This window comes from Frigoribacterium sp. SL97 (assembly GCF_026625765.1).
Lineage (GTDB): Bacteria > Actinomycetota > Actinomycetes > Actinomycetales > Microbacteriaceae > Frigoribacterium.
Window position 1 is genome coordinate 3,293,291 of sequence record NZ_CP113062.1, and the last position, 18,484, is coordinate 3,311,774.

General features: G+C 72.2%; 18 protein-coding genes. 6 read left to right on the forward strand and 12 right to left on the reverse strand.

Annotated elements, in window-relative coordinates; translation table 11 throughout:
• Nucleotides 1-22 precede the first annotated feature (22 nt).
• The 4 genes from OVA02_RS16030 to OVA02_RS16045 all read right to left on the reverse strand — a co-directional run bounded on the left by OVA02_RS16030 (nucleotide 23) and on the right by OVA02_RS16045 (nucleotide 3,677).
• A complete protein-coding gene (locus OVA02_RS16030; RefSeq protein WP_157485374.1) occupies nucleotides 23-178 on the reverse strand; it encodes a hypothetical protein in 156 nt (51 codons plus the stop codon).
• Between the two features lie 36 nt (nucleotides 179-214).
• Nucleotides 215-487 (reverse strand): hypothetical protein, encoded by a 273-nt coding sequence (locus OVA02_RS16035; RefSeq protein WP_056046821.1) that lies wholly within the window; start codon nucleotides 485-487, stop codon nucleotides 215-217.
• A 2-nt stretch (nucleotides 488-489) separates the two neighbouring features.
• Complete coding sequence (locus OVA02_RS16040; protein WP_056046823.1) at nucleotides 490-1,650, reverse strand: inorganic phosphate transporter; 1,161 nt, start codon at nucleotides 1,648-1,650, stop codon at nucleotides 490-492.
• Nucleotides 1,651-2,087: 437 nt separating this feature from the next.
• Nucleotides 2,088-3,677 (reverse strand): 3'-5' exonuclease, encoded by a 1,590-nt coding sequence (locus tag OVA02_RS16045; RefSeq protein WP_056046824.1) that lies wholly within the window; start codon nucleotides 3,675-3,677, stop codon nucleotides 2,088-2,090.
• Nucleotides 3,678-3,831: 154 nt separating this feature from the next.
• On the opposite strand from OVA02_RS16045, the gene OVA02_RS16050 reads away from it, so the two are divergent.
• The 4 genes from OVA02_RS16050 to OVA02_RS16065 all read left to right on the forward strand — a co-directional run bounded on the left by OVA02_RS16050 (nucleotide 3,832) and on the right by OVA02_RS16065 (nucleotide 8,037).
• On the forward strand, nucleotides 3,832-4,539 hold the full coding sequence (locus OVA02_RS16050; RefSeq protein ID WP_267658800.1) for an MOSC domain-containing protein: 708 nt from the start codon (nucleotides 3,832-3,834) through the stop codon (nucleotides 4,537-4,539).
• Nucleotides 4,540-4,610: 71 nt separating this feature from the next.
• Nucleotides 4,611-4,967, forward strand: coding sequence for a PRC-barrel domain-containing protein (locus OVA02_RS16055; RefSeq protein WP_043596802.1), 357 nt, complete (start codon nucleotides 4,611-4,613; stop codon nucleotides 4,965-4,967).
• A 296-nt stretch (nucleotides 4,968-5,263) separates the two neighbouring features.
• Nucleotides 5,264-6,772, forward strand: coding sequence for an MFS transporter (locus OVA02_RS16060; protein WP_056046829.1), 1,509 nt, complete (start codon nucleotides 5,264-5,266; stop codon nucleotides 6,770-6,772).
• Between the two features lie 95 nt (nucleotides 6,773-6,867).
• Complete coding sequence (locus tag OVA02_RS16065) at nucleotides 6,868-8,037, forward strand: acyltransferase family protein (protein WP_082460347.1); 1,170 nt, start codon at nucleotides 6,868-6,870, stop codon at nucleotides 8,035-8,037.
• Nucleotides 8,038-8,102: 65 nt separating this feature from the next.
• Here the strand turns inward: OVA02_RS16065 and OVA02_RS16070 are convergent, their stop codons facing one another.
• Together OVA02_RS16070 and OVA02_RS16075 are read right to left on the reverse strand one after the other, a co-directional pair.
• The gene (locus tag OVA02_RS16070; RefSeq protein WP_056046833.1) at nucleotides 8,103-8,705 is read right to left on the reverse strand and encodes a response regulator transcription factor; all 603 of its coding nucleotides are present in this window, start codon (nucleotides 8,703-8,705) and stop codon (nucleotides 8,103-8,105) included.
• Nucleotides 8,702-9,940 carry a sensor histidine kinase gene (locus OVA02_RS16075; protein WP_056046834.1) on the reverse strand — a complete coding sequence of 413 codons (1,239 nt, stop codon included), beginning with the start codon at nucleotides 9,938-9,940 and terminating at the stop codon, nucleotides 8,702-8,704. The genes OVA02_RS16070 and OVA02_RS16075 overlap by 4 nt, the downstream gene beginning before the upstream one ends.
• A gap of 131 nt (nucleotides 9,941-10,071) precedes the next feature.
• Here OVA02_RS16075 and OVA02_RS16080 point away from each other — a divergent pair, with 131 nt between their 5' ends.
• Nucleotides 10,072-11,013 (forward strand): ABC transporter ATP-binding protein, encoded by a 942-nt coding sequence (locus OVA02_RS16080; RefSeq protein ID WP_082460461.1) that lies wholly within the window; start codon nucleotides 10,072-10,074, stop codon nucleotides 11,011-11,013.
• Nucleotides 11,014-11,066: 53 nt separating this feature from the next.
• Nucleotides 11,067-11,828 (forward strand): hypothetical protein, encoded by a 762-nt coding sequence (locus OVA02_RS16085; RefSeq protein ID WP_056046836.1) that lies wholly within the window; start codon nucleotides 11,067-11,069, stop codon nucleotides 11,826-11,828.
• 117 nt (nucleotides 11,829-11,945) lie between these two features.
• Here OVA02_RS16085 and epsC read toward each other — a convergent pair whose 3' ends face one another.
• The 6 genes from epsC to OVA02_RS16115 all read right to left on the reverse strand — a co-directional run bounded on the left by epsC (nucleotide 11,946) and on the right by OVA02_RS16115 (nucleotide 18,391).
• Nucleotides 11,946-12,497, reverse strand: a complete 552-nt coding sequence (gene epsC, locus OVA02_RS16090) for a serine O-acetyltransferase EpsC (RefSeq protein ID WP_082460348.1) — start codon at nucleotides 12,495-12,497, stop codon at nucleotides 11,946-11,948.
• Nucleotide 12,498: 1 nt separating this feature from the next.
• Nucleotides 12,499-13,437, reverse strand: a complete 939-nt coding sequence (cysK, locus tag OVA02_RS16095) for a cysteine synthase A (RefSeq protein ID WP_056046838.1) — start codon at nucleotides 13,435-13,437, stop codon at nucleotides 12,499-12,501.
• A 228-nt stretch (nucleotides 13,438-13,665) separates the two neighbouring features.
• Nucleotides 13,666-14,715 (reverse strand): hypothetical protein, encoded by a 1,050-nt coding sequence (locus OVA02_RS16100; RefSeq protein WP_056046840.1) that lies wholly within the window; start codon nucleotides 14,713-14,715, stop codon nucleotides 13,666-13,668.
• Between the two features lie 225 nt (nucleotides 14,716-14,940).
• On the reverse strand, nucleotides 14,941-16,638 hold the full coding sequence (locus OVA02_RS16105) for an FAD-binding oxidoreductase (RefSeq protein ID WP_324289756.1): 1,698 nt from the start codon (nucleotides 16,636-16,638) through the stop codon (nucleotides 14,941-14,943).
• Nucleotides 16,635-17,609, reverse strand: a complete 975-nt coding sequence (locus tag OVA02_RS16110) for a lysophospholipid acyltransferase family protein (RefSeq protein ID WP_192124373.1) — start codon at nucleotides 17,607-17,609, stop codon at nucleotides 16,635-16,637. The genes OVA02_RS16105 and OVA02_RS16110 overlap by 4 nt, the downstream gene beginning before the upstream one ends.
• 2 nt (nucleotides 17,610-17,611) lie before the next feature.
• On the reverse strand, nucleotides 17,612-18,391 hold the full coding sequence (locus OVA02_RS16115; RefSeq protein ID WP_056046842.1) for an SDR family NAD(P)-dependent oxidoreductase: 780 nt from the start codon (nucleotides 18,389-18,391) through the stop codon (nucleotides 17,612-17,614).
• Nucleotides 18,392-18,484 lie beyond the last annotated feature (93 nt).

An 18,484-nucleotide genomic window follows, 5' to 3' on the forward strand; every position in this document is an offset into this window, starting at 1 on the left:
GCCGGGGCCGGAGCCCGGGCGACTAGCTGTCCTTGCCGTCCGAGACCTCGCTGTCGTCGCTCTGCTCGGAGTCGTCGACGAGGCCCTGCTTCGACCCGTCGGCCAGGTCTTCGGTGTACTTCTTGTCGTCTTCGGTCATGTCGGTCGAACCGTCGGGGATGCCGTTGTCGTTGGTCATGCCCGCACGATACTCGCCGGCCCGCCGACCGGGCCGTCAGTGGAACTGGGGGACGATCAGCCACAGTCCGACGAGCACGGCAGCGATCCCCACGGCGAAGCACAGCCCGCCGGCGACCGTGGCGCCCAGCGGTCTCGACTGCGACGGTCCCCCGCTCGGGACGGCGGCACCGGCCCCGCCGTCGGACTCGACGGCACCGTCCGCGAACAGACGGACCCCCGTCGCGAACGTGGTCACGATGACGGCGGTGGCGGCGAGCGCGGTCGCGAAGACCACGACGAAGGCGCCCCAGTCGACTCCCAAGAACATGGTCACTCCCCTCGTCCGCGGCTCGCGCCGACCCGTTCGGCGGCCGGGGCCTCGTCGCTGTCGTTGACGGTCTCGTGGGTCACCGGGTGCCGTCGGGCGAGGAGGGCGAAGGCGAGCCCACCGCCCAGGGCGAGCACCGCGACCACCACCAGGCCCGCCGTGCTCGAACTGGCCAGCCAGGCCGAGAGCCCCCCGACCAGCGCGGCGGCCGGCAGGGTCACCACCCAGGCCGACGCGATCCTGCCGACGACGCCCCAGTGCACCGTGGCGAGTTTCTTGCCCAGCCCTGCCCCGACGATGGACCCCGACGTCACCTGGGTCGTCGACAGGGCGAACCCGAGGTGGGACGAGATCAGGATGGTCGCGGCCGAGCTCGTCTCGGCCGCGAACCCCTGCGGGGCCTGGACGTCGGTGATGCGCTTGCCCACGGTGCGCATGATGCGCCAGCCCCCGAGGTAGGTGCCGAGCGCGATGGCGAGGCCACAGGCGAGGACCACCCAGAGCTGCGGGGCGCTGCCGGCGCCCTGGTAGCCGGCGGCGATCAGGGTCAACGTGATGATGCCCATCGTCTTCTGGGCGTCGTTCGTGCCGTGGGCGAGCGAGACCAGGGAGGCGCTGATCGTCTGCCCGTGCCGGAAGCCGGCGGTGGACCCCCGCAGGGTGGCCTGCCGCGTGATCCGGTAGGCCACGTAGGTGGCGACGAGGGCGACCACGCCCGCCACGACGGGCGAGATCAGGGCCGGCAGCACGACCTTCGACAGGACCACGCCGAAGTCGACGGCCCCCACGCCGGCACCGATGACCGCGGCCCCGATCAGGCCGCCGAAGAGGGCGTGCGACGAGCTGGACGGCAGCCCGAGGTACCAGGTGGCGAGGTTCCAGATGACGGCTCCCACGAGACCGGCGAAGATCATGACCGGTGTCACCTGCACCCCGCCGTCTCCCTCGCGGATGATGCCGTTCGAGACGGTGCTCGCGACCTCGGTCGAGAGGAACGCACCCACCAGGTTGAGGACGGCCGAGATGAGGACGGCGACCTTCGGCTTGAGGGCGCCGGTGGCGACCGAGGTCGCCATGGCGTTGGCCGTGTCGTGGAAGCCGTTCGTGAAGTCGAAGACCAGCGCGATCACGACCACGAGCACCACGGTGACGAACACGTCCATCGGTACCGCCCTCCGGGACCCTCGCCGGTCACCGACCGATGACCGCGGCACGATGGCCCCGGTGCGACGCTAGGCCTCGTGGACGCGCTCGAAGATGAACGCCGAAGGAATCTTGCACATCATGCAAATGGACCGGAGGGCTCGGTGCTCACCACCGTCGGGACCGGCCGTTCCGCTAGGCGCAGCCCCGCGAGGCGCGTACGGTGGGCGGAGGCAGCCCCAGCTCCCGGTCGCCGTCCTCCCTCACCTCGGGAGGTGGTCCGACCGGAGGCACCGAGCACCCCGACCCGACGGACCCCATGGCACGCACCACCCTCCCCGAGACCGCACCCGAGCAACTGACCGAATGGCCGTCGCTCGACAGCGACGACCACTTCACGGACGATCCCGCCCTGTAAGGAGCGATCCCCCACGGGGCGTCCCGTGCCTCCTCGGCGTCAGGCCGCCGTGCGTGACCGACGTGAGCGGGCCAGCACGAACGGCAACTGCGTCTCGTCGACCACGGGCACCCCGTAACGGAGGGCCTTGCGGACCTTGCCCGATGCGCAGGCGACGTCCGCGGCGACGACCAGCGACGTCTCGGTCGTGACCGCCGGCCAGACGACCAACCCGGCACGCTCGAGCGTCCGCACGAGGGCGTCCCTCTCCTGGCTGAGCGATCCGGTCAGGGCGACGTGCGCGCCGGGTGCCAGCGGCCCGACGTCGGGCCGGGCCAGGGACGGCGTCCGGGGCTCCGGTGCCGCTCCGAGGGACTCGTCGAGCCCCTCGATGACCTCGAACTCGTCGAGCTCGTCGTCCTCCGCCGGACGGGGCGCGCGCTCGAGCACCGACGGCACGAGAGCCGCGTCGCGCCGGTGCGGGGCGATGCCGAGCATCTCGGCGACCGCGTCCACCTGCCGCCGTTCGTCGTCCGAGAGCACGTCGTGCGCCCAGACGGTCGAGACGAGTGAGGCGAAGTAGCGGTCGTGCACGAGCGCACGGGACAGGTCGTCGAGGTCGAGCTCGACGGCGAGGGTCGCGAGGTTCCCGGCCTCGTCCCGCGAGAGGTAGCCGTCGGACAGTGCCTTGTCGAGCATCGCCGCGTACTGGTCCTGACGACGGTCGAGGCCGAGCTGGGGCAGCAGCTCGGTCGCCCGCTCGAGAAAGCGGGGCTCGGTGGGCGCCGGCTCGACGGACAGGCCGTAGACGTCGCGATCGAGGTCGAGGTCGACGGGACCCGCGAGGTGCGTGCCGCCCGCGGGGCTCGCCGGGGGCACCGCCGCCGGAGCCGTGGGCCCCACGGCGCCGGACGCCAAGAGGACGGCGGAGGGGGCGGGCGCGAGGTCGCGCACCCGGGCGACACGGCGCCGGGCCCGCCAGGCCGCGCGGCCGGGGACGTGGCCTCCGTCGTCGGCGCCACCCGCGCCTCCTGCGTACCGGGGGTGCGGCGTGGACCGCGGGGTCTCGGCCGTCGGCCACTGCTGCAGGGCGGCGTAGCGGCCCCAGTCCTGCCACCAGGCCGACTGGGCGTCACCCATGCGCAGGTAGGCGGACAGCAGCTGGGCGGTCGCCGCCGCGTCGCCGAGCGACTCGTGGGCGACGGAGAGGTCGACGTCGATGGCCGCGCAGCAGTCGGCGAGCGTGCGGCCGGCGCCGGGCAGGTACGTGGGGGCGAGCTTCATCGTGCAGAGTGCGCCCGACCCGTCGGTCCCGAGCGGCGACACCAACCCGAGGCGCGCGAACTCGGCGGCCAGGAACTGCGCCTCGAAGCGGGCGTTGTGCGCGACGACGACGCGTCCGCGCAGGCGGTCGCAGAGGTCGTCGACGACGTGCTCGAACCGGGGTGCCCCGCGGACGTCCGCGCTGCGGAGCCCGTGGACGTGGATGGGCCCGAGGTCCCGCGAGGGGTCGACGACGGTCTCGAACGACGCCTCGACCTCACCGTGGACGTCGAGGTGCACGATGCCGATCTCGATCACCCGATGGTGTCGCCCGGGCCAGAGACCCGTCGTCTCGACGTCGATGACCGCGTAGCCGCCGTGAACCATGTCATCCCTTTCGTCGGGGCGAGCCTGGCAGGTTGCCCGATGGGCATCCAGCCCGCAATCGGGTGACACCCGTCGTGGGGCGGTGGGGGGACGCGGGGTCAGGAGGCGCGGCTCGGTGCTTCCCGTCGGTCCCGTCGTCCGCCACGATGGGGGCATGACCGCCGCCCCCGCCTCCGTCACCGCCGCGACCGCCTCCGTCACGGCCCCGACCGCGTCCGTCACGGCCGTCTGCCGGGTGTCGGCCCTGCTGCCCGACTCGGGCACGATCGGCGTGACCGCCATCGACAAGCGCCCCGTGGACGGGCCCGTCCACGTGCGCCCCCTCGGCCTCCGTGCCGACGTGCAGGCCGACCGCAAGCACCACGGCGGGATCGACCAGGCGGTGTACGCCTTCGCCGACGAGGACGCCGCCCACTTCGCCGAGCTGCTCGGCCGCGAGGTGGTGCCGGGGCTGTTCGGCGAGAACCTGCGGACGTCCGGGATCGACGTCACCGGCGCGGTGATCGGCGAACGCTGGGCCGTGGGCGGCACCCTCGTGCTCGAGGTCACGAAGCCTCGCGTCCCGTGCGGCACGTTCGCCCGCCGACTCGGCGAGGCCATGTGGGTCAAGCGGTTCTACGCCGAGGGTCGCCCCGGCACCTACCTGCGGGTGGTGAAGGCGGGGCCCGTCCAGGCGGGTGACGGCGTCACGGTGCTGTCACGACCGTCGCACGGGGTGACGATCGGCGAGTCCTTCACGGGGCTCCGGCCCGACCGGGCCGAGGCCCTCCTCGCAGCCGTCGACGGACCCGACCGCCTGAGGCTCACCGACGAGGTCCGGGGCTTCGCCGAGAAGGCCCTGCGAGGGCGCGTCCCCGCCTGAGCGCCGGCACGCACGCTCCACTAGCCTCGACCGAGAGGGCCCGGACGGGGCCCGCGCCAGAGGAGGCACCCATGTTCGAAGCCGAGAACATCCGCGACTGGATCGGCATGCCGGTCGTCGACCCCGACGGCGACAAGGTCGGCTCGCTCGAGAGCATCTACTTCGACACCGCCGCCGACCAGCCCGCCTTCGCCACCGTGACCGCCGGACTGCTCGGCCGCTCGCGCCTGGTCTTCGTGCCGCTGCAGGGTGCCGTCGTCGCCCCCAAGCACCTCAAGGTGCAGTTCGCGAAGAAGCTCGTCAAGGACGCCCCGTCGATCGAGACCGACGGCGAGCTCGAGGCAGCCCGCGAGCCCGCCGTGTTCGAGCACTACGGCCTCGTGTACCAGACCGGCGCGGCCGGCGAACGCCGCCTCGGCCGCCGCTGACCGCCGCCGCTCCCGACCGCGAAGGGCCCCGCCGCATCGGCGGGGCCCTTCGGCGTCCGCTCCGGCGATGGTGCGCGGACGAGTGCAGAACGTGCAAAAATCAGGAGGCGCGGGTCGGTGACCCGCGCCTCCTGCGTCGTGCGCCCGCCCCGACGCCGCCGCCACGTGCTCCGGCCTCGTGCCGCCCCTCCCCCCCTCGCCTCGCCCCCGTCGCCTCGCCCCACGCCCCCTTCGCCTCGCCTCACGCCCCCTTCGCCTCGCCTCACGGCCCGTGCCGCTGCCCGAAAGGCCACCCCATGACCCACGCCCCCGCCCCGACCGGCGCCACATCGCCGTCCTCCCCCGGAGCGGGCCCCGGCCAGCCCGCCGGGGTGCCGCGTCACGCCTGGTACGCCCTCGTCGCCCTTCTCCTCGGCATGTTCATCGCCCTGCTCGACACCACGATCGTCAACGTCGCCCTGCCGACGATCCGCACGACTCTCGACGCCTCGGAGTCGACCCTGTCGTGGATCATCTCGGGGTACGCCCTCGCCTTCGGCCTCGCGTTGATCCCCGCCGGGCGCATCGGCGACCGCATCGGCCACAAGTGGGTCTACTTCACGGGAGTCCTGCTCTTCACGCTGGCGTCGCTCGCCTGTGGCCTCGCCCAGGACGACACCCAGCTCGTGGTGTTCCGCGTCGTGCAGGGCCTCGCCGGCGGCATCTTCGTGCCGGCCGTCACGGCGTTCATCCAGTTGCTGTTCCCCGGTCGCTCGCGGGGCAAGGCCTTCGCCATCATGGGCGCCGTCATCGGCGTCTCGTCGGCGCTCGGTCCGATCATCGGCGGCCTGATCATCCAGGCCTTCGGCGACGAGAACGGGTGGCGTCTCGTCTTCTACGTCAACCTGCCGTTCGGCATCATCACCCTCGTCGCCGCCGCCGTCCTGCTGCCCAAGCGAGACGAGTCGGTGCCCCGTCCCGACCGCGGGCTCGACTGGATCGGCCTCGTGCTGGTCTCGGGCGCCTTCGTCGCCCTGCTCGTCCCGCTGATCCAGGGGCAGGACGAGGGCTGGCCGCTCTGGACCTACCTGACCATCGCCGCCGGCGTCGTGCTGCTCGCCCTGTTCGGCCTGTGGGAGGTCGCGTACACGAAGCGCGGCAAGACCCCCCTCGTCCCGCCGAAGCTGTTCGCGCACCCGTCGTTCACCGGTGGCGTCGTCCTCGCGCTCGTCTACTTCGCGGCCTTCACGAGCATCTTCTTCACGATCTCGCTACTCTGGCAGTCGGGGCTCGGCCACAGTGCGTTGGCCTCGGGCGCCGTGGCGATCCCGTTCGCGGTGGGCAGCATCATCAGCTCGTCGCAGAGCAACCGCATCGCCGCCCGGCTCGGTCGCGGCGTGCTGATCCTCGGCACGGCCCTCGTCACCATCGGCCTCACCTGGATGTGGCTCGTGCTCGTCACGGTCGACGCCTCCGACCTGACCAACTGGATGCTGCTGGTCCCTCTGCTGCTCGCCGGCCTCGGCAACGGCTTCTTCATCGCGCCGAACGTCCAGTTCATCGTCGCGACGGTCGACCGGCAGGACGCCGGCTCGGCCAGCGCCGTCATCTCGGCGATCCAGCGCATCGGGTCGGCCGTGGGCATCGCGATCATCGGCAGCGTGCTCTTCGGCACGCTGACCATCTCGGGCCGCACGCCGGCCGACGTCGCCACCGGCTTCACCGACGCGGCGGCCCACGCCATGCTCGTCAGCGCGATCTTCGCCCTGGCCTCGTTCGTGCTCGTGTTCGCCCTGCCGCGTCGCGTCCCGCAGCAGCGCGGATAGCGCCGTCCGGGCGCCGCCACGCGCGGGTGGGGCCGGGATGCGAACCCGGCCCCCTCGTTCGGGCGGCACCAAGGAAGGTGAGGCACACTGCAACGATGCCCTCAGCCCTGCCGACCACAGAGCCGACCGTCCGCCCCGTCTCGACGACCCGTCGAGACCGGGTGCTGCCGCTCGACGGCCTGCGCACGCTGGCCATCGCCCTCGTCGTGCTCTACCACCTGCACGTGCCGGGCTTCGGCAGCGGTTTCGTGGGCGTCAACGTCTTCTTCGTGCTGTCGGGCTACCTGATCACCACGTTGCTGCTGCGCGAGCACGCGTCGACGGGACGCATCCGGCTCGGCCGGTTCTGGGTCCGCCGCCTGCTGCGGCTCTACCCGACGCTGCTCGCCGTCGTCGTGGTGGGCGTCTCGCTGTGGTGGCTCGTGGGTGACTACCAGGGCTCGACCCTCGGCCCGGTCGGTGCCGCCCTGATCGCCCTCACCTACACCGGCAACGTCGCCCGGGCGTTCTTCGACACCTCGCAGGGCGTCTTCGCGCCGATGTGGAGCCTGTCGATGGAAGAGCAGTTCTACCTCGTCTGGCCGCCGGTGCTGGTGCTGCTGCTCGCCGTCGCGGTCAGGCGCAAGGCCCTGGTCGCCGGCCTCTCGGTGGTCGTGGTCGCCTCGGCCGTCGCCACCTGGTTCCTCTACGACCGCCCCTCGGGCGGTGCGACCCCCGACATCTACTTCAGCCCCGTCCTCAACGTGGCCCCCCTGCTGATGGGCTGCGTGCTCGCGGTCGTCCTGCGGTCCGACCGCGTGCGGGCAGCCCTCGCCGGCCGCTGGGGAGCCCTCGCCACCTGGCTCGGATTCGCCGGGGTCGTGGGGTCGCTCTTCGTCATCGGAGCGGGGTGGCAGCAGAGCGTCCTCACCTTCGCGGTCGCGTTGCCCGCCGTGGGCCTGGCCTCGATGCTCCTGATCGGTGGTCTCGTCACGGCGTCGTCCCCCGTCGCCTGGGTGCTGTCCCTGGCACCGGTCGCCTGGTTCGGACGGGCCGTCTCGTACCCGCTCTACCTCTGGCACGTCGTCTTCATCGCGCTGGTCGAACCGTACGTGCAGGGTGCGCTCGGCATCGTCCTCGTGCTCGCGGCGGCGATCGGCACGTCCGTTCTCTCGCACCACTTCGTGGAGAAGCCGGCCCTCGCGCTGAAGGGCCGTTTCGAGCCCCGGGAGCCTCGCCGCGCCTCCTCGACCGTCTCACGCGACCGCGAGCTCACGAACGCCTGACGCCGGGCGCCTGACGCCGGGTGCGGGCGCCTGACGCATGGCGCCTGACGCCGGGCGGACCGGGGTCAGAGCCAGCCGCGCTCGCGCGCGACCCGGGCGGCGGCGTGCCGCGACGAACTGCCGGTCTTCTGCATCGCCGACGACAGGTAGTTGCGCACCGTGCCGGACGCGAGGTGCAGCCGGGCGCTGATCTCACGCACCGAGAAGCCGTCGGTCGTCAGTCGCAACGTGTCGAGCTCGCGCTCGGTCAGCGGACAGTCGTCCATCATCGCCGAGGCCGAGATGTCGGCGTCGATGTAACGGCGGCCGTCGTGCACCTGCACGATCACCCGTTCGAGCTCGTCGGGATCGACCGACTTCGGCAGGAACCCTCGCACCCCGGCACGGAGGGCACGACGGAGCACGCCGGGGCGGCCGTGACGGGTCAGCAGCACGACCGCCTGCTCGGGTCGTCGACCCAGGATCGCGATCGCCGCGTCGATGCCGTCCATGCCGGGCATCTCGAGGTCGAGCAGCACGACGTCGGGCTCGTGAAGCGCGGCGAGGGCCACGGCCTCGGCACCGTCGGCGGCCTGGGCGACGACGGTGATCGTGTCGCTCAGGTCGAGCAGGGCGGCGATCGATCGACGCAGCAGGGTCTCGTCGTCGGCGAGCAGCACGCGGATCATGCGGGCCCCGTGCCGGTCGACGCCGCGGTCGACGCCCCGGTCGACGCCCCGGTCGATGCCGCGGGGGCCGCCCCGGCCCGTGTCGCCGTCGGCCGGGATGCTCCGCCGGCTCCCGTCGCCGTCGCCCTCGCCTCGACCCGGAACCGGCCGTTCTCGAGCCGGGTGGTCACCGTGCCGCCGACCGCGGCGAACCTCTCGCCGAGACGGGCGAGGCCGCTGAGTCCGCGCAGGGGCTCGGGGGCACCGTCGTTGACGACCTCGACCGACTCGGGGCCGAGCACGATGGAGACCCGCTCCGCCTGGGCGTGACGCAGCACGTTCGTCGTGGCCTCACGCACGACGTGGCCGAAGAGGTCGTCGGCAGGGTGACCGACGGGAGGGACGCCCGTGACCTCGAGCTCGATGCCCGCCGCCCGGATCAATTCGGCCGAGTTGGCCAGTTCGCCGGCGAGCGTGAGCGTGCGTTCGCCGTAGGCCAGCCGACGGGTCTCGGCGATGGTCTGCACGATCAGCTGCTCGGCCTCGCGGAGGTGCCGTCGCGCGGCGGCGGGGTCGCGGTCCAGGGTCTTGTCGGCCAACTGCAGCTGCAGGCGACCGACGTGCAGGGCCTGCCCTTGGATGTCGTGCAGGTCGACCGAGAACCGGTACCGCTCGCGCATCACGGCGAGCTCGGACTGGGTCTCGCGGGCCGCGTCGATCTCGAGGTACAGGTCGAACCCGTACCGGTTCAGCCGACAGATCCCGTAGAGCGACAGCAGGCCGATCACGACCACCGTCGACAGCCCCACGAGCGGTGCGGCCGCGTCGACCTCGACGACCACCACGGGCACGAGCGCCGCGACCACGGCGGCGACGACCCATCGCCAGGAGGCGGACGGGGGCGTCGTCGCCAGGTACCCGACGGTGAGGCCGAAGGGGAAGAGCAGCAGGGCGTTGTGCCCGCCGAGCGGGACCGCCAGCCAGACGAGGTACGAGACGACGAGACCGGCGACGGCCAACGGCACGGGTGGGCGGCGTTCCCAGAAGAACGAGTGGGCCGTGACGAGAGCCCCCGCGGCGCCGGAGGCCGCCACCAACCACCAGGAGGTGCCCTCGGCCACCAGCGTCACGACCAGGACGAGGGTGGTGAAGAGCGCGAGCGCCACGAACGACCACGTGACGTACCGCCGCATGCGCGCGAGCGGGGGCAGGTGGCCGCCCGGTCGAGGACGCACGGCCAGCGGGAGGTGGGGCATGCGACCACGCTAACGGAGGCCGCCGACGCACGGAGGTGCCCGATGTCACGGCCGAGCATGACCGATGTCACACGGCACGGGTGGCACGCCGGCACTACCCGTCGTCCGCCCGGCACGAGATCGTCGAGGTCATGACGAACTCCACCGACACCACGCCCCGACCGGCCGTCGCGCCCGGCTCCGCCGAGCGCGGCGACGCCGTCATCTCGACGCACGGCCTCCGCTGTTCGTACGGCTCGTTCACCGCCGTCGACGGCCTCGACCTGACCGTCCACCGCGGCGAGCTGTACGCGCTCCTCGGCACGAACGGTGCCGGCAAGACCACCACGCTCGAGGTGCTCGAAGGGCAACGCACGGCCGACGCGGGCCGGGTCGAGGTGCTCGGCGGTGATCCGACCGACCGGGGGCGCATCCGACCGCGCATCGGCACGATGTTGCAGGACTCGGGCCTCGCCCCCGAGCTCACCGTGCGCGAGAGCGTCCAGCTGTCGGGCGCCGTCTCGGGTCGCGACGACGACGTCGACCGCGTGCTCGGCCTCGTCGGCGTGGACCACAAGGCCTCGGCCCGGGTCGCACGGCTCTCGGGCGGCGAGCGGCGGCGGGTCGACTTCGCCGCGGCCGTCTGGGGCACGCCCGAGCTGGTCTTCCTCGACGAACCCACCACGGGCCTCGACCCCGCGGCACGGGACGCGCTCTGGGCCGTGGTCGCCGGACTCCGGGAGGCGGGGGTCACCTTCGTCCTGACCACCCACTACCTCGAGGAAGCCGCCGAGAACGCCGACCGCATCGGTCTGATGCACCGCGGGCGCATCCGCCGCGAAGGGACCGTCGCCGACCTCACCGCCGGCAGCACGACCTCCATCCGCTTCGTCGCCCCCGGCCCGCTGGACGGCCTCCCGCTGCAGGTCGCCCGGACCGAGAACGACCTCGTCGTGATCGAGACCGACGACGCCCAGCGCGACCTCGGGGCGTTGCTCGGCTGGGCGGCCGACGCCGATCGCCCGTTGGCCCGTCTCACGGTGCACGAGTCGGGACTCGACGACGTGTTCCGCGACCTCGGCCGCGCCTCCTGACCGTCGACCGTCGCCGACTCCGCTCCCCACGCGCATCCCCGAAAGGACATCCCATGACCACCGTGACCCGTCCCTCCCCCACCCGGTCGGCAGGCTCGCGACGTCGTTCCGGCCCGCTCGCCATCGCCCTCGCCGAACTGCGCATGCTCGTGCGCAACCGCACCGTCGCCCTCTGCGCCCTGCTGCTGCCCCTCGGCTTCGGGGCCCTCACCTACGCCTTCGACTCGTACGGCACGGCCGGCATGCTCGCCGGCGTGCAGATCATCGGCATGGTGGGCCTCGGCGTCTACGTCACCGCGACGACCACCCTCGCGGCCCGTCGTCAGTCCCTGTACCTGAAGCGGTTGCGCAGCGGGTCCGTCGGCGACGCGGGCATCATCGCCGGGCTCGTGCTGCCCGTCGTGGCGGTCAGCGTCGCGCAACTCGTCGTCGTGCTCGGCGTGCTCGCGCTCCGCGAGCCCCCGGTGCACGCCGGGCTGCTGATCGTGGCCGTCCTGGTCGCCGAGGCCATGTTCGCCGGCTTCGCCCTGGCCACGGCCGGGTTCAGCACCTCGCCCGAGCACGCTCAGTACACGACCATGCCGCTCTACCTGATCACGCTCGGGGTGGCGATCTGGTGGACGGTCACGGGTGCCGACGACCTGCTCTGGCTCAAGCGCATCCTGCCCGGGGGCGGACTGATGGAACTGATCACCCTCGCCTGGAACGGCGGCGACCTGTCACTCGTGTCCGTGCTGCTGACTCCGACGCTGGTCTGGGCCGCCCTCGGGGCCCTCGCGGCCACGAAAGCCTTCCGGTGGGAACCCCGGCACTGAGCGGCCCCGACCTCGTCCCGAGGGCCGATGCGGCCTCGTCAGGGTCGATGCGGCTTCGTCAGGGCCGGCGCGGCTTCGTCAGGGTCGACGCGGCTTCGTCAGGGCCGACGCGGTAGGTCAAGGCCGACGCGGCCGGGCGACGGCGGGCACGCCCACCGCGACCGACCCGGCCGGAACGTCCTTGGTCACGACCGCGTTGGCCCCGACGACGCTGCCGCTGCCCACGGTGACGCCGCCGAGCACGGCGGCCCCGGCACCGATCATCACGCCGTCACCGACGGTGGGGTGCCGGCGGCCGAGCGCGCCTCCGCGTCCCTTGCCCCCGAGGGTCACTCCGTGGAAGATCGTGCAGTCGTCACCGACGACCGCGGTCTCGCCGATCACGACGCCCATGCCGTGGTCGATGAACAGACGGGCCCCGAGGCGAGCCCCGGGGTGGATCTCGACGCCGGTCAGCGATCGGACCGCCTGCGACAGCAGGCGGGCGGCGAACCGCGACCCGAGGAGGCGCGGTGCCGGCCCCGCACGCCACAGTCTCGAGGTCACGCGGTGCGCCCACACCGCGTGCAGGCCCGAGTAGACGAGGGCGGTCTCGAGGCGTCCTCGGGCAGCCGGGTCGCGCCTCCGGACGGTGTCGAGGTCCTCGCGGAGGCGCGCGACCAACCGCACCCTAGGCGTCCGCGAGGTCCTGGAACAGCACGGTCGACAGGTAACGCTCTCCGGTGTCGCAGACGATGGCGACGATGCGCTTGCCGGCGTTCTCGGGTCGCTTCGCGATCTCGAGTGCGGCGTGGATGATCGCCCCCGACGAGATGCCCGAGAGGATGCCTTCCTTCGTGGCGAGGTCGCGCGCGACGCGCAGGGCGTCGTCGAGCTGCACGGGGAACACCTCGTCGATCTGCGAGCGGTCGAGCACCTCGGGCACGAAGTTCGCCCCGATGCCCTGGATCTTGTGCGGGCCGGCCTTGCCCTCGCTCAGCAGGGGCGAGTCGGCGGGCTCGACCGCGACGACCTTCACACCGGGGACCTTCTCGTGCAGCACCTGACCGACGCCCGTGATGGTGCCGCCGGTCCCGACGCCCGCCACGAAGAAGTCGATCTTCCCGTCGGTGTCGCGCAGGATCTCGGGCGCGGTCGTGCGGCGGTGGATCTCGGCGTTGGCCTGCGTCTCGAACTGCTGGGCCCAGATCGCGTTCTCGGTCTCGGCCGCGATCTGCTTGGCGCGTTCGACGGCGCCCTTCATGCCCTCGGGTCCGGGGGTCAGCACGATCGTCGCGCCGTAGGCCTTCATGACGGTGCGTCGTTCGACGCTCATCGTCTCGGGCATCGTGACGATCACCCGGTAGCCGCGGGCGGCTCCGACCAGGGCCAGCGAGATGCCCGTGTTGCCACTCGAGCCCTCGACGATCGTGCCGCCGGGCTTCAGGTCGCCGGAGGCCTCGGCCGCGTCGACGATGGCGACGCCGAGACGGTCCTTCACGCTGGCCCCCGGGTTGTAGAACTCGAGCTTGGCCAGCACCTCGGCCCCGCCCTCGGCGGGCAGCGAGTTGAGCTTGACGAGCGGGGTGTTGCCGAAGGCCGAGGTGATGTCGGCGTGGATTCCGGGCATGCGCGGGTCTCTTCCGTGAACGGGGGTCTGTGCGGACGGATCGATGCTCATCTTAGGCAGCCGTCCTGCACCGTCCCCCTGTGTGTCCCCGAGCGACGTGTGCGTCCCCCGCCAGCCCTGCCACCCCGCCGCCGCCGTCCTGCCGCGCCACCCCGCCACCCCGCCACCCCGCCACCCCGCCACCCCGCCACCCCGCCACCCCGCCACGAAGTGGTCACAGCACCATGCCTAGATCTGGCGGTGTGGCCACATCCTGGCGTTCTGCCGTGGCCTGAGCTCGACCTCGAGGTCTCGGAGAACCCTGGCGAGCGGTAGGCGGAGCGCAACGTCCTCGGCGTCGCATCGACCGATCGCCGTGATCGCACCCGATCGCACGAGTCGCCGCTCACGGGCCTTCTCGGCCTTCACCACCGCCGACGGCACCCGTCCCGCACGCATCGCCGCGTCGTCGTACTTGGCCTTGCCGTCGAACTCGAGCGCCACGTCACCCATCACGAAGTCGCAACGTCCCGCCAGCCCTGCGCCGTCGAAGATCTCGACCTGCATCACGGGCTCGGGAGCACCGAGCTCGAGGAGCGCGAGCCGACAGAGCGATTCGCCGCCGTTCTCCGTCCAGGGCGTGCCGAACGCCGTGACCTGACGAGCCGTCGCGAGTCCTCGGGCACCGGGTTCGCGGTCCAGGCGCTCGAACAGCAGACGGCGCATGGCGTCTGCCGCCGCGTCCACGCCCGACCGGTGACCGGCGGACGGATGCGGGCCGCGTCGCGCGGGCGCGTCGAAACATCCCGCCCGGGCGGCGGCGCGGCGAAGGACGGCGTCGACACAGAGCACTCCGTCGGCGAACGACGCCGTCCGCGACCTGTCGACCGCCGTACGCCCCTCGCTCGTCAGGACGAGCCCGTCGACCGTGACCGTGTCGCGGGCATCGATCGGACCCGGGTGGCGAACGACTCGTGCGGTCGCCTGCGTCCGGTCCCGACCGGGATCGATGACGTGGATGGGCCCCCGCGGCCAGTCGACGCTCGGCAGCCCGTGGAGGGCGACGGCGGAGCCGTGCGACACGACGACCCGAGGCGACAGGCCTGCCATGACCGCTCTCGTCGTCAGGACGTGCCGTCGACGTCCGTCGAGACACGCCCAGTCGGCCGCGTCGACGTAGGCCCCGGGGTGCACCCGATGCAGAAGGCCGCGACTCGCGTCACGTCGCAGGACGGTGCCGTGCCTGGTCTGAGAACCGTAGGTGGCGGCGAAGACGAGGGGTGGAAGCGCGTCGGTCACGCACCCGAGAGTGTCCCCGCAGCCCACCCTCGAGAGCCGAGCTGCGCCTCCTTGTGGACGGCCTCCACGCAGCCATCGCTGTGTGCGAGACGCGCACTGTCGCACAACACCGAGAAATGGTCACAGCACCCGGATTAATCGGGGTGCTGTGACCATCTCGTGGCGGGGTGCGGCAGCGGCGCGGCGGCGGCGGCGCGGCGACAGCGCAGGAGGCGCAGCGCGGGACTACGCGCCCGTCACCTTCCCGGGGTTGAACACGCGCCCCGGGTCGGCCGAGTCGAACAGCCCCTGCATGACGGCCACGCCCTCGGGCGAGACGTCCTGTGCGAGCCACGGCTGGTGCTCGAGCCCGACGCCGTGGTGGTGCGAGACGGTCGCCCCGGTGTCGATGAACGCCTGCTGGATGGCGTGCTTGACCACGTCGTACTCGGCCTCGGCGTCGTCACCGTGCTCGAAGGCGAAGGTGAAGTACAGGCACGCGCCCGAGTGGTACGAGTGCGACAGGTGGCCCATGATCCAGCCCTGCTTGCCGATGCTGTCGAAGGCCTGGTTCGCCGCGGCGTAGACGCGCGACGACACGAGGCGCAGCTTCGACCAGGGGGCGGCGGTCTCGGAGACGTCCGCCGCGCCTCCGTGGTCCATGAAGAAGTCGCGCAGGTAGGGCGTGTCGAACTTCTTCTGGTCGTAGAGCTTGCCCGGCCCCTTGCCGACGCTCATGCCCTTGTTCGCCTTGACGATCTTGGCGACGGCCTTCTGGGTGTGGGCGACGTGCTCGGGGCTGCCCTCGTAGCCGATGAACGACAGGCACATCGCGTCGACGTCCCAGCCCTTGGCCTTCAGGATGGTCGGCAGCAGGTCGGTGACCTTCTGCGAGATGCCCTTGCCCGGCTTCGACGTGGCGAACGAGAAGGCGGTCTCGTGTGCGTCGCTGACGCGGGTGACCGACGGGCTCACGTCGCTCTCGGCGATGGCCTGCATGGCGGCGAGGCCGTCGTGCCACGACGGGAACAGGTAGGCGAGGATCTCGCGCTTCTCGGGCAGGCGGTGCACCTGGGCGGTGACCTCGGTGATGACGCCGAGACGTCCTTCGCTGCCGATGATCATCTCGCGCAGCGACGGACCCGTCGACGCGCTCGGCACGGCGCGGATCGACAGCACGCCGCCGGGGCGCACGACCCGCAGCCCCTTGGTGATGTCGGCGATGTCGCCGTACTTGTCGCTCTGCATGCCCGACGAGCGGGTGGCGACCCAGCCGCCCATGGTCGAGTGGGTGAAGCTGTCCGGGAAGTGACCGAGGGTCCAACCGCGGGCGTTGAGCTGCTCCTCGAGGTCGGGGCCCTGACCGCCGGCCTGGATGCGCGCCAGTCCGCCGTCCTCGTCGATGTCGAGCACCTTGTCGAGCCGGCCCATGTCGAGCGAGACGATCGTGCGCTCCTCCGCGGGCAGCGGTTCGAGGCTGCCGACGATGTTGCTGCCGCCGCCGAAGGGGATGAGGACGAGGTCGCTCGCGACGGCCAGGTCGACGATGCGCTGGATCTCGTCCTCGTCGGCCGGGTACACGACGACGTCGGGCACCCGGTCGAGACGTCCGGCGCGGATGCGGATCAGGTCGCGGATGCTCTTGCCGTAGGTGTGGACGACCCGGTCGTGGTCGTCGGTGACGACCTGGCCGTCGCCCACGATCTGCACGAGCGAGTCGAGCACCTCGGTGCCGACCCGGGACGAGGGGACGTCGAGGTCGTCGAACGAGAGGCCGGTGTCGTGCCCCTGGGACAACTCGACGCCCACGATCTTCTTGACGAAGGGGGCGAAGGCGGGCTTGTCGTCGTGGTGGAAGGCGACGCCCTCGACGCCCCAGCCCCACCACTTCATGTGCTTGACGCCGTCGACGGCAGGACTCTTCTTCTGTTGGACGTCGGTCACGGGCGTTCTCCTTCGAGCGGGTCTGACGGGCCCAGGATGCGGGCGGTGTTGGCGTCCTTCAGACGCAGGATCTCGGTGCGCACGCGCGTCGAGAAGTCGGTGACGGACTCGCCGTCGTGGGGCCGCATCGGGTCGCCGAACGCGACTCCGACGGGCAGTCGGCCGGGCCGGGGCCAGCTGCGGCCGCGCGGTTGGGCGATGTTGGCCCCGATCAGGGCGAGCGGCACGACCGGCACGCCGCAGGCCGAGGCGAGGGCGGCGGCGCCGGGCTTGAAGGCGGCGACGGTGCCGTCCTTCGAGCGGGTGCCCTCGGGGAACACCAGCACGGGGTAGCCGCGCTGCAGCAGCGATCGAGCACTGACCGTGGGCTGCCCCTGACGCCCCCGGGCGGCCGCCTTGGCCGCGGCGCGTCGGCGGGCCGAGCTCTGCGGAGTCGACCCCGCCGACGCACCGGACGAGGAGGCGCGGGTCGCGTCGACCGCGGAGGCCGGGGTCCCCGAGCCCCGCTGCACCGGGAACGCGTTGAAGAACAGTTCGGTCAGCTGACGCCGCCAGGGCACGTCGAAGAAGTAGTCGGCCGCGGCGCCCGTGGCCAGGTAGCGCGCGAGCTTGCGCGGCAGGGCACCGAGGATGAGCGGCGCGTCCAGGTGGCTCGAGTGGTTCGCGACGACGATGAAGCCCCCGGTGAGGCCCTCGACCCGGTCGCGGTCGATGACCGTCACGTCGGTGATCGACCAGATCGTCGGCTTGAGCACCATGCGCTGCGCGACGTAGCGGGCCATCGCGTGTCGCCGCGAGCTGAAGCGGTCGCGGACGTCGCTCGCGACGTCACCGGCACGCTGGGCGACGCCACCGGCCCGCTGGGCGACGTCCCCGGCTCGCTGGGCGACGTCGGCCCTGACGTCGTCGACCCGCTGGGCCACGGCGTCGAGGCGGGCGTGTTCGCGGCGTCGTTCCCCGTCGTCCTTCACGCTCACTGCCCCACCGGCTTGCGGCGGCTCGACGAGATCGCGCCGGACGCGGCCCGGACGGCGCCCTTGGGGGCGTGCCGGACCAATCCCATCAGCACCTTGTACCGAAGCGTGGGCATGGAGATCACCTTGCCTTTGTCGACGTCGCGCAGACAGGCGACCACGAGTTGTTCGGTGCTGAGCCACAGGGCGTTGGGTATGGACGACGACTTTATGCCGGCACGCTGATGGAACTCCGTCCGCACCCAGCCCGGCAGGAGGGCCGTGACGCCCACGCCGGTGCCCTTGAGCTCGACCGAGAGACCCTCGCTGTACGAGGTCACCCACGCCTTGATCGCCGAGTAGCTGCCCATGGCCATCAGCCCCGCGGTGCTCGACACGTTGACGATGCGACCGCGGCCGCGCTCGCGCATGGACCTCGCCGCCGCACCCGAGAGCACGAGCACGGCCCGGCACATGACCTCGAACGCGAGGTCGTGCGCGGCGACGTCGGTGGAGGTCAGCGGGGTGTGCATGCCGAAACCGGCATTGTTCACCAGCAGGTCGACGGGGCGGGTCGGGTCGGCCAGCCGTTCGGCCACCCGGTCGACGTCGCGACGGTCGCCGAGGTCGGCCGCGAGCACCTCGACGTCACGGCCGAGCGCGCGCAGGGCGGTCGCCGTCTCGTCGAGTCGGGTGAGGTCACGAGCGACCAGGACGATGTCCCAGCCGCGCATGGAGAGTTGGCGGGCGAATTCGGCTCCGATGCCGGACGTGCCCCCGGTGACGAGCGCTACAGCCATGCCGCTTACGATACGGTGCTGAGAGCAGACTGCGCGCATCGAGACACGTTCGAGGCCCTTCTCGCCTCGTCCACTTCTGCCCCGGAGGACCCC

Bases quoted from the DNA above. Each gene is read 5' to 3' on its own strand.
- OVA02_RS16030 (WP_157485374.1), bottom strand. From the start codon at position 178: ATGACCAACGACAACGGCATCCCCGACGGTTCGACCGACATGACCGAA.
- OVA02_RS16035 (WP_056046821.1), bottom strand. From the start codon at position 487: ATGTTCTTGGGAGTCGACTGGGGCGCCTTCGTCGTGGTCTTCGCGACC.
- OVA02_RS16040 (WP_056046823.1), bottom strand. From the start codon at position 1,650: ATGGACGTGTTCGTCACCGTGGTGCTCGTGGTCGTGATCGCGCTGGTC.
- OVA02_RS16045 (WP_056046824.1), bottom strand. From the start codon at position 3,677: ATGGTTCACGGCGGCTACGCGGTCATCGACGTCGAGACGACGGGTCTC.
- OVA02_RS16050 (WP_267658800.1), top strand. From the start codon at position 3,832: ATGACCGCCGCCCCCGCCTCCGTCACCGCCGCGACCGCCTCCGTCACG.
- OVA02_RS16055 (WP_043596802.1), top strand. From the start codon at position 4,611: ATGTTCGAAGCCGAGAACATCCGCGACTGGATCGGCATGCCGGTCGTC.
- OVA02_RS16060 (WP_056046829.1), top strand. From the start codon at position 5,264: ATGACCCACGCCCCCGCCCCGACCGGCGCCACATCGCCGTCCTCCCCC.
- OVA02_RS16065 (WP_082460347.1), top strand. From the start codon at position 6,868: ATGCCCTCAGCCCTGCCGACCACAGAGCCGACCGTCCGCCCCGTCTCG.
- OVA02_RS16070 (WP_056046833.1), bottom strand. From the start codon at position 8,705: ATGATCCGCGTGCTGCTCGCCGACGACGAGACCCTGCTGCGTCGATCG.
- OVA02_RS16075 (WP_056046834.1), bottom strand. From the start codon at position 9,940: ATGCCCCACCTCCCGCTGGCCGTGCGTCCTCGACCGGGCGGCCACCTG.
- OVA02_RS16080 (WP_082460461.1), top strand. From the start codon at position 10,072: ATGACGAACTCCACCGACACCACGCCCCGACCGGCCGTCGCGCCCGGC.
- OVA02_RS16085 (WP_056046836.1), top strand. From the start codon at position 11,067: ATGACCACCGTGACCCGTCCCTCCCCCACCCGGTCGGCAGGCTCGCGA.
- cysK (WP_056046838.1), bottom strand. From the start codon at position 13,437: ATGCCCGGAATCCACGCCGACATCACCTCGGCCTTCGGCAACACCCCG.
- OVA02_RS16115 (WP_056046842.1), bottom strand. From the start codon at position 18,391: ATGGCTGTAGCGCTCGTCACCGGGGGCACGTCCGGCATCGGAGCCGAA.